Raw genomic sequence first — 13,086 nt, forward strand, 5'->3', positions numbered from 1 at the left:
TTTTCATGGTGCAATTGCAGGGTTTACGTTAACACCCGCTAATGACAGTGAGCGAGAAGCCGTCTGGGAGTTAACGAAATTGATGAAGAGTGGTATTTTGCTAGGTGATAAAGGTTATTTAGGTGCATTAGGTGCAGATTTTAAGGCTGAATTACTTGAGCTAAAAGCAGTACAATTAGAAACACCGGTCAGAGAAAACATGGTGGATCAACTCCCAGAGAAATGGAGGGGACAGTTAAACCGGGTCCGACGACGGGTTGAGACAACGATTGGTCAGCTTGTAAAAAGGTTTAATATCCAACGAACAAAAGGTAGGACCTTATGGAGTCTGACGAATCGAATAAGTCGTAAATTGTTATCACACAGTTTATGTGTGTTACTCAATAGAAACGAAGGCAACGCTCCACTTCAGTTGGCTCAATTAATAGGATAAAAAGTCGAGCATCGCGTTACATTACATTCTTATTCAACTGATGATATCGATCATACGGGAAACGGCTTAGCCACAGAATTTAGAAAGAGTGTTTACGATACCTATATCAATGCTAGTTTTAATATAATTCGACTAAAGTGGACACGAGTTTCTGGCGAACATCCAGCACGAATTGATGATAATTGGTCCAATGGATATCAGCAAGGAGCTATAACGACTGGGTGTTATATCAAATTAATCAGTGGTGATATTGATTCACAAAGCGTTATGAAGCCCATTATAAACTTTGACAATGGTTGGAAATTCTACGGCATGCGGCAACGTATTGATAGCGTTTATCATGCTTTTCACTCAGCGCATTCAAAACTTGCCTTGTCAAACAGGGTCGGAGAATCAGGTGAAATGTTAATATGTCTATTTGGTTCTGTGAGCGGATTTTTCCCTTATGAAGATCTCGCTTGGGGAATGTTTCCGGGGTTTGCTCATGTTTAATCTATAAATTTTTTAAGGAAAAATATGGAAGTAAAACAAAAAGATAGTAGTGAAACTATTGCTGTATTGGGAGGCGTGCTCGATATTAATCAAGTGCAGAATTATTTAAAAGTATGCGGTATAGATATACCTGACAATCAAATTTTATTGTTTTATTCAGTAGAAGAGGCTGTTGAGGGTAGGCGTCAGGCCTATAAAAAAGAGTCTGACCCTTTATATCTAGAATGGCAATATGATAATGGCAAAGAAAAAGAATTAATTTGGCGAAATAAAGTGGCAGAAATTAAAGCGCGCTATCCATTTCCAGTTAAGTCAGTAATGGACGCATCGTTGACAAATAACAATAATAAAAAAACATTCGGTGGTAGTGCTGGTGGTATTTTAAACCGGATAAAGTTGGCCGTTAAAAAAACGTGAATAGGGGGGTATACTTTGTGAATGAGACTTATATATTCTCTATTTGAAATAGAGGCTATGAGTAGTGAATCTGGCATTTTACTAGGCATTTATTTGTACTCATTCATATCAGATTAGGCACTACCCATTATTTTAGGTATCTGTCAGGTCGGAGGTCGGATCGTGCCTAATATACACTATTGTTGTTCTTCTTGAGCGCCTGATTTTTGAAATCCGTTAATGTGCTTTAAATTAACGGATTTGAGTTCAACCATTTATTGAAACTGTAAATGATTGAAATAAGTCAGCTATAGCATAATACTCAATGGTAAAATCACATATTGTTACTAAGGATGATGTTCTTGCTCTCCTTGCATATTATGTTCCATCATTTGCTCCATCATCATTTGCATCATATCCATACGTTGTTCCATCATACCCATGCGTTGTTCCATCATGTATTCTTTTTTCTCCATATGCTCTTTTTTGGTCTGTTGTTTTTTATCTCGATTTTCTTTCATCATTTTATCTTTGGGGGGATTCATCATATGCATACCTTCTTGCATACTATGCATATGTTGCTGCATTAATTTTTGACGTTTTTTGGGGTCTTGTTCTTGCTTTATTTCATCCATTAATGTTTGCATTTTTTGCATATGCTGATGCATCTTCATCATATGTTCATGAGACATCATTCCCATCATACTATCTTTCATCATGCTATTATGTTCATCTGCTGTAAGCAATGGGGATAAAAATAAGGTTAAAATAACAGTTGTTTGAAAAAGAAGTTTCATTATTTTGTCCTTAGGTTGATTTGAGTTTTTAGCTTATTATTTAACTTTTTATCCGTAAAATACACAATTCAAATGACAGTTAAGTTAACGCATATAGTTTTTGTGAGTTATTTTTATGGTAGTAATTAGAAGGTTAAGATGAAAATTACCCGAGGCAAGGTAAAACAAACGATAAAACTAGAAAAAAATAATTGTATGAGCTTTGATGTGAGAATTTATTATGAATTGTTTTTTAGTGTTTTCTTACTTTAGTCGATACGTTGAAATGGGGTATCCAGGCTGGAGTTGATGACATATACTGACGATATGCATCGCCAAACGCACTCAGTGCTATTTGTTCTTCTCGTTTTGCTAATCGAACATAGACGACAACTAGAATAGGGAACATAATCAGCGTTGGAAGTGTTGGCCACTGTAAGAGAAAACCAAACATGATTATAATGAACGCAGTATATTGTGGGTGCCGGCAACGGTTATACCAGCCTGTTGTGGCTAGAGATTGGCTTTGCTGAGCTTTATGTAATACTTTCCAAGCTGAGGCAAGTAGGAAAATTCCCAAAATAATGACTACATTACTGGTTATATGTAATGAGTCCCAATGTGGATTACCTTTGAATCCTAATAAGGTATGTAGTAAGTGGCCATTATCGTGTGTCATAAAATCAACATCGGGGTATTTGTTACTTAGCCAACCAGATAAAAAATAAATCGTTAATGGGAAACCATACATTTCTGTAAATAATGCAATAATAAAAGCAGAAAAGGCACTTAAACTCCGCCAGTCAGTCTTTGTTTTAGGTTTTACAAAGCTAAAAGCAAAAAATATAAAAATAAAGGAGTTTAAAAAGACCAAACCCCACAGCCCATAAGCCTGATCATGTTGCATCATTATCGTCCTTATTGTTTTCTGTTCCTTTACCTGCTTTTAATCCATCATTATACCCTTTTTGATAGGCACTATTTTCATTTGAATCTTTCTTAAAAGGTGCTTGGGTATTTGAGTGATTATGAGAATGGCCTTTATGCATAAAAAGATGCATGAGTGGACAAGACAATATGATTAAATAAGGTAGTAATGCGAATAAGTGTTCTCGATGTTCGATGAGCAAGAAGTAGCTTACAGCCACAGTTAAGCTAATGGCAGCCAATCCTTTTGGTGTTAACCAGAATGAATAATTATGTTTAGGCATATACTATCCTATGGTTAATTGGAGGCTTTTACTTATCCCTGTAGATTATTATTTCTATGACTTAATGACACTAATTCATGAGGTTCTTCAAAGCCTGCGATGGCATGCTTTCCTTGGGCTAGTATAGCCAAAGAGTTTGGTAATATAAGGTTTTTTGCTAATTTTTGAGTAAGCAGGTTTGTTACATTTAAATTTTTTGCCATTTTCTCTAAGCGGGCGGCAATGTTGACGGCATTGCCAAAAAACTCTACAGATCGTTTATGTTCACCGATCTCTTTTGCTACAACTTCGCCTGCATCAATCCCTATACGATACTTTGGGATTATACCAAATTGCTGTAAATACTGAGCGGTATGAGTTTTTAAGTATTTATCTACAGCTTCCAGGAAAAAGGCAACAGAGCATACTCCTTTACTTAAAGGCCATGTTGCCATCATATTATCTCCCACATAACGTTGAACTTCTCCTGAATTAAGCCGAATAAGATGAGATACATCATGAAGGAACATACCCATAAGTTGCTGAGCTTTAATAGGGCCTATCCGTTGGGTAATTGCTGTTGAATCTGCAATATCTAAAAACAGGAATATACGCTGTTCATGTTTAGGCGTGATATAATGGCCCAATATTAGGGCTTTTAATGTTGTAGCGCCTAAAAACTGACTGATACGAATTAACATACTCATGATCATGGCCATGATAAAACAAAGCATAAAGTGAGTTAAGGCCGCTTTGCTCAGTAGCCAGCTTATGTTTAATTTTTTCCAGATAAATGTATGGCTTATGACTAGAGCGGTCATAATGAGCACAGACCATATAATTGACATCGTCAGTATTTGCACGATGACAGCTTTTTGCCGAAAATAGCTATGTAGGTAAGTGTCAACAATAGCAATGAGTACCCCAACCAGAAAACCATTGGCTAGACCATGAATCAATGGTTCATGCACAATTAAGCTATTAAAGGTGCCAAAGAAGGCACCACATAAAGAATAAAACAACCATATTGAGGATGTACGTTTAGAATGAGTCATATATGAGTACCCCAGTGGAAATCTATTTATGTTACACTGGAGAACATATTGTTTATTTCCCCTGTAAATGTAGTGCATGATGCATACCTGCTTCATAATGTCCTGGAATATTACAAGCGAAAATCACCTCTTTTTCACCGCTAAATTGCCAAACAATTTCTTTGGTTTTTCCTGGGTCAACAGTAATGGTATTGCCATCTTCATGACGCATATTGGGCATTTCGCGCATCATCTTTTGGTGCTCTTTGTGTTCATGCTGATTGCCTATTGAGAATTCATGAGGGATTTTCCCGTCGTTTTTGACAATAAAAAGAACAGTTTCACCTGGTTTTATACTAGGCTTTTCCTGAAAAGAAAACTGCATCTTATCGTTCATGACGACATGAATGGTTTTTGTGGCTTGCGACTTTTCTGCTGGTTGTCCTACAGCACTTGTTGTTTCTTCTTTGTGATGATGATGCCCTGTACCACTAGCTGAAGCCAGTGGTGAAGTTAAAAGCGTCATGCTGAATAATATAATAGCTGCTTTGGGGATTTGTACATTATCCATAATTATGACTCCGTTTTGGGGGAGGTTGTTGTGATTGATTTGGGATTACCAATGCTTTCAGTAAAGGTATTGCTATGCTTTTTCTGACTTGCTAAGTGCAACACGTAACGCTGCCATAAAAAATAGACGACAGGTAAAACAAGTAGCGTGAGTAATACAGCACTTAACATGCCTCCTACCATGGGGGCTGCAATACGACTCATGACTTCTGAACCTGTGCCAGTACCCAATAAAATAGGAATAAGTCCAACAATAACTGCTGCTGCGGTCATCATTACTGGGCGCACGCGCATGCCTGCTCCTTGTATGATGGCGTTTTTCAACGCTTCCGTTGAGGGTGAAGTGCCTTGCTGCAGACAATCTTTTTGTACGGCCTTGAATGCTTGGTTGAGGTAGACCAGCATAATGACGCCAATTTCAACCGCAACGCCGGCTAATGCGATAAAACCGACCCCAACCGCAACAGAAAAGTTATAGCCTTGCCAATACATCAGCCAGATACTGCCAACCATGGCAAAAGGCAGTGTGCCCATAATAATTAACACTTCAGCCAAATTGCGAAAGTTGATAAATAACAACACAACAATAATGGCAAGCGTGAGGGGCACTACATACATTAATTTAGCCTTTGCCCGCAGCATATATTCATACTGGCCTGACCAGGTAATGGAATAGCCAGTGGGTAGTGTCAGTTTTTCATTAACGGTTTGTTGGGCTTGTTGAACATAGGTACCGACATCCATATTATCGATATCAATAAATGTCCAACCGTTTAATCGTGCATTTTCACTTTTAATGCCTGGAGGGCCGTCTTCAATAGCGATGTTTGCCACATCGCCTAATGAAATACGTTGTCCCATCGGTGTCACTATGGGTAATAAGGCAAGTTGCTCTGGTGAGTTACGATAATCCTGAGGATAACGGATATTAATAGGATAACGTTCTAATCGCTCAACCGTTTGCGCGACATTCATACCACCAATGGCTGTCGCAATCACTTGTTGTACATCGGCAATATTTAATCCATAACGCGCTGCTTTTTCCCGCTGAATATCGACTTTAATATAGCGACCACCCGCGACACGCTCTGAGTAAACGGAGGCTGTACCAGGGACATCCTTTAAAATAGACTCTAACTGTTGGCCAATGGATTGAATTTTTTTCAGGTCGGGACCGGCAATTTTAATACCGACAGGCGTTTTTATACCCGTTGCTAACATATCAATACGGGTTTTGATTGGCATAACCCAGGCATTAGTAACACCAGGTAGTTTGACAATGCTATCCAGCTCCTTTTTCAACTTATCGGTAGTCATACCTGGGCGCCATTGATCCTGTGGTTTTAGCTGGATAAAGGTTTCAATCATGGTCAAAGGTGCGGGGTCTGTAGCGGTTTCAGCGCGTCCCACTTTACCAAATACGGTTTTAACCTCGGGAAGTGTGCGAATTAATTTATCGGTTTGCTGCAATAATTCGCGTGCTTTACCAATGGATATGCCCGGATACGTGGTTGGCATATACATTAAATCCCCTTCATCTAACGGTGGAATAAATTCACTGCCAATTTTATCCAGTGGCCAAACAGCCAGTCCTAATGTTATTAAGGCGAATAACAGTGTTATTTTTGGAAAACGTAAAACTGTTTTCAGACAAGGTAAATACAGTGCGGTTAATAAACGATTAACAGGGTTTTTATGTTCAGCAATGACTTTACCTCGAATAAAATAACCCATTAATACTGGCACTAAGGTGATTGCCAACGCTGCTGCTGCCGCCATCGCGTAGGTTTTGGTAAATGCCAGTGGTGAGAACATGCGACCTTCCTGTGCTTCCAAAGTGAAGACAGGCACAAAACTCACAGTAATAATTAATAAGCTAAAAAAGAGGGCTGGTCCTACTTCACTGGCTGATTGAGCGACAATTTGCCAGCGATTTTGATGGGTGAGAGGTGTTCGTTCCATGTGCTTGTGCATGTTTTCAATCATGACGATAGCACCATCAATCATTGCACCGATAGCGATGGCGATCCCACCCAGCGACATAATGTTGGCATTAATACCTTGGGCATTCATGACAATAAATGCGGTAAGAATACCGACGGGTAAGCTGATAATAGCCACTAAGGAGGAACGTACATGAAATAAAAAGACAATACACACCAGGGCGACCACGATGAACTCTTCCAACAGTTTATGCCAGAGATTGGTCACGGCACGATCAATTAACCCTGAGCGGTCATAGACGGTTATTAATTCTACGCCCTTTGGTAATCCTTGTTTGAGTTGTTGTAATTTTGCTCTGACGCCATCAATCACTTGTTGTGCATTTTCGCCAAAGCGCATAACAACGACACCGCCTACTGTTTCACCTTCACCATCCAGCTCTGCAATTCCACGACGCATTTGTGGTCCTAAGGTGATATCTGCAACATCTTTTAGTAGAAGGGGAATACCATTTTGATTAACACCCAGTGGAATATTGCTTAAATCTTGTTGGTTTTGAATATAACCTGAGGCACGAACCATATATTCAGCTTCGGCCATTTCAACCACAGAAGCACCGACTTCCTGATTACTTTGTTTAATGGCTTGCTGAATATGCGCCAGGGGGATGCCAAACGCACGGAGTTTGTCAGGGTTTACTTTCACCTGATACTGCTTAACCATGCCGCCAATGGTGGAGACTTCAGATACGCCTGGGATAGTTTGTAATTCATATTTTAAAAACCAATCCTGAATACTGCGTAATTGGCTAATATCATGTTGGCCTGTTTTATCGACCAAGGCATAAAGATAAACCCAGCCAACCCCAGTAGCATCGGGTCCTAATTGGGGGCGTGCCGTTGCGGGCAATGAGGGTGCCACTTGACTGAGGTACTCTAAAACACGGCTACGGGCCCAGTATAAGTCAGTATCTTCATCAAAAATGACATACACATAGGAGTCACCAAAAAAAGAGTAGCCACGTACGGTGACTGCACCAGGAACAGATAACATGGCTGTAGTGAGCGGATAGGTGACCTGATCTTCTACCACTTGGGGAGCTTGTCCAGGGTAATTGGTTTTGATAATCACCTGTACATCCGACAAATCAGGTATGGCATCAACGGGTGTGTTTTTGAGCGAGTAAAAACCAATACCGATTAAAATAAACGTCGCCAGCAAGACAAAAAAGCGATTATGGACTGACCAGTGAATAATGGCATTTATCATGGTGTTTCTCCTGACTGTCCATGGTTATGCGTTTCACTGTGTGTCTTAGGTTTATGTTCACTGTTTTTTTCAGATATATTTTTTGAGTTATCAGGGATATGCACTTGAGTGATTTGGTAGCGGTTATTAGCGGCTTTTTGCACTTCGATATGCACTTTCATACCTGGCGATAGTTGAGCAATATTAATGCTGTCTGCCAGCATAAAATCCATTGTCATGGCAGGCCATTGCCACTCAGGAATAGCCTGGTGGGTGACATTCACTTTTCGGTCGTCAGGCATTATTTTGTGCACTTCTGCTTCAACCCAGGCACTGGATGGTTTTTTTTCTACTTTTTTATTCATGTTATGTTGAGCATGGCTGTCATGTGCTTGTGCTGAAGGGGTTGATGATGAATCACTTTTAGCCGTGTTTTGTTGCGCTTGAGTGGGGGATGTCATGCGTTGAAAATCAGAGTTTTTACTGGATTCTGAATCAAGTAAAAACTGAGCGGATGTGACAATGGTGTCACCTTCTGTTAAGCCGTTAATGACCTCAGCATAGTGCTCATTTACTTTACCCATAGTGATTGCAATGGATTTAAATTGGCCATCACCTAACGCGAGCACTATTCGGTCTTGCCGTCCAGTACGAATGACCGCTTCACGGGGGACAAGCAGTTGTTGCGCTGCGCTGTCAGCATCAATGACTACTTGGGCAAACATATTAGGTTTAAGTGCTTTATTGGGGTTAGCAAAACGCAGGCGTACTTTAACGGTACGGGTTTTGGTATCAAGTGTCGGGTAGATATAATCCACTTTACCTTGCCAGGTTTTACCCGGCAGATAATCCAGGGTCATCGAAACAGGCATGCCTTGTTTCACCAATGCCGCTTGACGCTCAAACACTTCTGCTTCCACCCAGACTTCTGCTAATGAGCCAATTGCCATCAAGGTCATGCCGGGTTTTACAAAGAAACCTTCGCGAATATTCAGGTTATCCACGACACCACTTTGAGGGGCAAAAAATATGACCGTTTGTTGCACTTGTCGGGTTTTACGTAATGTTTCAATGGTGGGTGTTGGGATTTGCAGTGCCTTAAGGCGATCAATCGCGGCATTAATCAGTTGTTGATTATTACGTTGCAGGGCTAATAAAAATTCTTCTTGTGCATTAACGAGCGCAGGGGAGTAAATGGCATATAGTGGCTCACCTTTGTGTACTGTGTTGCCTTGCGCTTTTACATAAAGGGTTTCTATCCAGCCTTCTACGCGTGGGTGAATATGAATTAATCGGTCTTGGTCATACTGAATATAACCAACCGTATTGATGGTTGTTGTTAAAGACTGTTTGGTAACTTTTGCGGTTCTAACACCTAAATTATTGACAACATTGGGGGCGATTTTGATGGTCCCTGGACCTTCATCCTGATTTGAGTTGTCTTTTTCATAAACGGGAATTAAATCCATGCCCATGGGCGATTTACCCGGTTTATCCCTGCGGTAATTGGGGTCCATAGGGGCAACCCAGTAGAGTGGTTTTTTTTCATCATTTTGAACATTTTTTTCTTGTTTTGTTGATGCTGAAGTTTTTAACCCAATTATTTTATAACCTGACAGGCTGAGTAATATACCCAGAATAATTCCCGTTATCAGCGCACCTTTACTACGCAGAAACGTTGTCATTGATGCTTCTCCTACTCAAAATTCGGTATTGGCTGGTACTGCTTTTGTTAGTCGTTAAAAATTCAATTTGTGGTAAAAAAATAATTCAGCTGAGCAATGGTTTTTTGTTTTGCAACATTAATAGCCAAAGCATCAATTTCAGCATTAAGCTCAGCAATTCGCGCGCGAACGACTTCCGCAAAGTCACCTTCATCATTGGTGTAAGCGGTTAACGCAGCTTCCGCTTGTTGATGCATTTGAGGCAGAAGTTGAGACTGATATAACGACAGGCGTTGCTCTAATCGTTTTAGTTGTGCTTTTGCCGTTTCAAATCGCGCCATCATATTTCTTAACAGTAACCATTTTTCGGTTTTTATGGCTTCTGCTTGAGACGCTGCAGCTTGTACTTCTTTGTCTTGTCTGTTTGTAGTAAACAATGGTAAGTCAAAGGTAACTCCGACTGAAAAAAAGTCAGCACGATCATTGCCGTTAGGGTCATCATCCCGATAACTGTAGCTGGCATTAACACCCCATTCCGGCTTGTATTTTTGCTCAGCCAGTTTTATTTCCGTTTGACTGGCTTGTATTTGTTGCTCAAGTGCTTTAACCGCAGGGTGTTGCATAAAGTGTTTTGCTAAGGTTTGCGGTGTGGTGACTTTGGCATAAACCAATTGCTGTTTAAGGATATGTAGATTGGGGAGTTTTCGTGTGAGCGCTAGCTCATTCGTTGAATAATGTGAAAGCTTTTGGGGGAACACTGAGTTTTCTTTTAGGGAGCTTGGTTTTACTTCTCTGAGAAATACGTTACTTGTCCACTCGGATAATGCCTGTAACCGCATTTCTTGCTGTTGTTTTAGATTGGTTAAGCGATCATCTAACCGGGTTAACTCTAACTGAGCGCGAATAATATCTTGCTGACGAGATTTACCCATAGCGGATGCATAACTGGCCTGAGCCACACCTGCTAATTGTTCAAATAAACCGCGGTTACGATTAATCAGCGCAATACTTTCCTGGGCCAGGTAAGCATCTAGCCATAATTGACTAACATTAACGGCTACTTTGGCTTTACGGTCTTGTCGCATGAAAGGATGTTGCAGACTTTGCTGCCTGAGTTGTTGTTGTTTGAGTTCCAGGCTGTCACCACGTGGAAACATCTGGGAAACACCCACTTTGAATTGCGTCATGGGTTCCTGGTCAAAATCAAAGGTGTCTGTGGGTAGATTGGCCAAACCTACTGACATCTTGGGATCAGGTAATGTACCAGCCGCAATTTGTCTGGCATTAGTGGCTGCTTGGATATGTTGGCTTTTGGTTAACCAAGGGTCGTTCTGTTGTGCTTGGTGAATGGCCTGTTGCAGGGAAAGCGATGCCCCATAGCTAATACTGGTAACCAGGCTGGCAATAATGCCAGCAGTCATGGTTAATGAAATTCGAGCGATCATTAATATTGATCCTCCAGCACGTTCACCTGAGCAAAAGTTGAAGTTGAGCCATCGTTCTTAATCAAGAAAATTTCATAAGACATAAACTCATTACCATATTCCATGCCTGGACTGCCGACAGGCATGGCAGGGACTGTTAAGCCAACGGCATGAGCGGGTGGATTTTGCAAAAACTGTTTGATGTATTTAGCGGGAATATGCCCCTCAAATGCATAGGTTTTGTTATTTTTAGGTGAGGTTAATACGGCGGTATGGCAGGATTGGTGAGTTGAAGGAATATGATACTGAGCTTTGATTGCAGTTAGATCATCCTGGTGTTCCGCTTGTGTCTTGATACCTTGCTCATTCAGATGTTTCATCCACTTTTTACAACAACCACAACTTGGATTTTTGTAGACAGTGAGTTGGAGGCGCTCGGTGTCTGAGGTCTGCTTTTGAATTACTTTTACACTGGTGTTTTGTTGATGAGTTGATTCAGTCCCAGCAATGGCAAAACCAGAAATAAAAGGAAAGAGAAATATAGAATAAGCAAAATAGCGCATTAAGTTGAGGGCGAACATAATGGTCAAACCTGTGTAATAAACAGTTAAATAACTGTAATTGTTCTTCCATTGTTCACAGTATCTAGGTAGCAGTATTGAATTAAACTGCCATCCCCATATTTACTCGTTATAAAGCAGATATTCGTTAACACTTACTGTAATTGCTTTAAAACGCATCCAGCTTAATAAGCTAATAAATACTGTGAACCTGAAGTCGTTTTATTCGCTAAGTCCAAAGTGGTGAGAATAGACACCCGCTAGGATAAGCGACTGATACATTGACAGGTTAGACAATAATGGGAGGTCGGTAGGGAGTACTTGAGGGATGTGAGGGGATGAAGGCGATATATTGACTCGTATTTAACGCTTTTATTGGTAAAGGCGTAGGAGAAGTACTCGTTGGCAAGACAACAGATGATAAGCAGTGACCACTGGAGCATGATCCACTTTGTTGGCATTTGCTCTGATGCTTAAAGTAAGAAGACGCTTTACAGCAAGAGTGAGACGCTACATTCTTATGAGCTGATGAGACCGCATCAGTATGGTGCTTACTTTGATAAGTCACTTTAATTGGCATGAACGTTGTTGTATTCGATTCCACAGCAAATGCATTACTCTGACCTATGAATGTCAGTAGCAAAAGCATCATGAGTGAAAACAGGTTGAAGTTCATGCCAAGTCAGATTCTTGATTACAAATTATAATGCGTTAGTGGACCTAGATTAGGATACCTTGCTTTTCAAAAAGTTCAACTGTAACGAATAGTAATCTACTTGAAACCTTCTGGCGCGCAACGTTTATTGAAATGACTCATAGCAGTTCATCTATGGCTTGCAGCAATGTATCACTATTAGGTTCTATGGCGCTGGCAAAGGATTTTACTTTAGTACCATCGGCACTCACCAGGTATTTATAAAAATTCCACTTGGGTGCTTGAGATTTAGACGCTAGATATTTAAATACGGTGTTAGCTTGATTACCTGTGACGGGGGTTGGTGAGAACATTGTGAAGGTGACACCATAATTAACGTAACACACTTTGGCGGTTTTAGCTTCATCATTGGCTTCTTGGTTGAAATCATTTGATGGGAAGCCCAATATGACAAGTCCTTTATCTTTATATTGCTTATGAAGTGCTTCTAACGCTTTAAATTGAGGTGTAAAGCCACAATGACTTGCGGTATTAACAATAAGTACAGGTTTTCCTGCCGTCACTTTACATAGGTTGATGCTATCTTGTGAATGTAATTTCCGTAGTGTTATGTTTAGATAATCTGGACAGGATGCGAGTGAGGTTAAAGAAAATAGTGAAAATAAAATCAGTATGAATAGACGCATAATTATCATTCCTT

General features: G+C 40.3%; 13 protein-coding genes. 2 read left to right on the forward strand and 11 right to left on the reverse strand.

Annotated elements, in window-relative coordinates; translation table 11 throughout:
* Positions 1-433: transposase (locus tag ACQ96U_RS22175; RefSeq protein ID WP_431723461.1), on the forward strand; the 433-nt coding region annotated here is incomplete at its 5' end.
* A gap of 516 nt (positions 434-949) precedes the next feature.
* Entirely contained in the window at positions 950-1,342 is a 393-nt protein-coding gene (locus ACQ96U_RS22180) for a hypothetical protein (RefSeq protein ID WP_431723462.1), read from the forward strand.
* 326 nt (positions 1,343-1,668) lie between these two features.
* On the opposite strand, the gene ACQ96U_RS22185 is transcribed toward ACQ96U_RS22180, so the two are convergent.
* The 11 genes from ACQ96U_RS22185 to ACQ96U_RS22235 all read right to left on the reverse strand — a co-directional run bounded on the left by ACQ96U_RS22185 (position 1,669) and on the right by ACQ96U_RS22235 (position 13,072).
* Positions 1,669-2,118 (reverse strand): hypothetical protein, encoded by a 450-nt coding sequence (locus ACQ96U_RS22185; protein ID WP_431723463.1) that lies wholly within the window; start codon positions 2,116-2,118, stop codon positions 1,669-1,671.
* Positions 2,119-2,350: 232 nt separating this feature from the next.
* Positions 2,351-3,007, reverse strand: a complete 657-nt coding sequence (locus tag ACQ96U_RS22190; RefSeq protein ID WP_431723464.1) for a methyltransferase family protein — start codon at positions 3,005-3,007, stop codon at positions 2,351-2,353.
* Positions 2,994-3,308: a DUF2933 domain-containing protein gene (locus ACQ96U_RS22195; RefSeq protein WP_431723465.1), complete on the reverse strand. Its 315-nt coding sequence runs from the start codon at positions 3,306-3,308 to the stop codon at positions 2,994-2,996. Before ACQ96U_RS22195 ends, ACQ96U_RS22190 begins: the two co-directional genes overlap by 14 nt.
* Before the next feature lie 32 nt (positions 3,309-3,340).
* Positions 3,341-4,342 carry an adenylate/guanylate cyclase domain-containing protein gene (locus ACQ96U_RS22200; RefSeq protein ID WP_431723466.1) on the reverse strand — a complete coding sequence of 334 codons (1,002 nt, stop codon included), beginning with the start codon at positions 4,340-4,342 and terminating at the stop codon, positions 3,341-3,343.
* Between the two features lie 52 nt (positions 4,343-4,394).
* Positions 4,395-4,892 (reverse strand): cupredoxin domain-containing protein, encoded by a 498-nt coding sequence (locus ACQ96U_RS22205; protein WP_431723467.1) that lies wholly within the window; start codon positions 4,890-4,892, stop codon positions 4,395-4,397.
* A 2-nt stretch (positions 4,893-4,894) separates the two neighbouring features.
* Positions 4,895-8,104 (reverse strand): efflux RND transporter permease subunit, encoded by a 3,210-nt coding sequence (locus tag ACQ96U_RS22210; protein WP_431723468.1) that lies wholly within the window; start codon positions 8,102-8,104, stop codon positions 4,895-4,897.
* Positions 8,101-9,768 carry an efflux RND transporter periplasmic adaptor subunit gene (locus ACQ96U_RS22215; RefSeq protein ID WP_431723469.1) on the reverse strand — a complete coding sequence of 556 codons (1,668 nt, stop codon included), beginning with the start codon at positions 9,766-9,768 and terminating at the stop codon, positions 8,101-8,103. The genes ACQ96U_RS22210 and ACQ96U_RS22215 overlap by 4 nt, the downstream gene beginning before the upstream one ends.
* Before the next feature lie 62 nt (positions 9,769-9,830).
* Positions 9,831-11,192, reverse strand: a complete 1,362-nt coding sequence (locus tag ACQ96U_RS22220) for a TolC family protein (protein WP_431723470.1) — start codon at positions 11,190-11,192, stop codon at positions 9,831-9,833.
* The gene (locus tag ACQ96U_RS22225) at positions 11,192-11,752 is read right to left on the reverse strand and encodes a DUF411 domain-containing protein (protein WP_431723471.1); all 561 of its coding nucleotides are present in this window, start codon (positions 11,750-11,752) and stop codon (positions 11,192-11,194) included. Before ACQ96U_RS22225 ends, ACQ96U_RS22220 begins: the two co-directional genes overlap by 1 nt.
* Positions 11,753-12,020: 268 nt before the next feature.
* Positions 12,021-12,407, reverse strand: coding sequence for a hypothetical protein (locus ACQ96U_RS22230; protein WP_431723472.1), 387 nt, complete (start codon positions 12,405-12,407; stop codon positions 12,021-12,023).
* A gap of 137 nt (positions 12,408-12,544) precedes the next feature.
* Positions 12,545-13,072: a glutathione peroxidase gene (locus ACQ96U_RS22235; protein WP_431723473.1), complete on the reverse strand. Its 528-nt coding sequence runs from the start codon at positions 13,070-13,072 to the stop codon at positions 12,545-12,547.
* Positions 13,073-13,086: the final 14 nt, after the last annotated feature.

The organism is Zooshikella sp. RANM57 (assembly GCF_050749885.1).
GTDB lineage: Bacteria > Pseudomonadota > Gammaproteobacteria > Pseudomonadales > Zooshikellaceae > Zooshikella.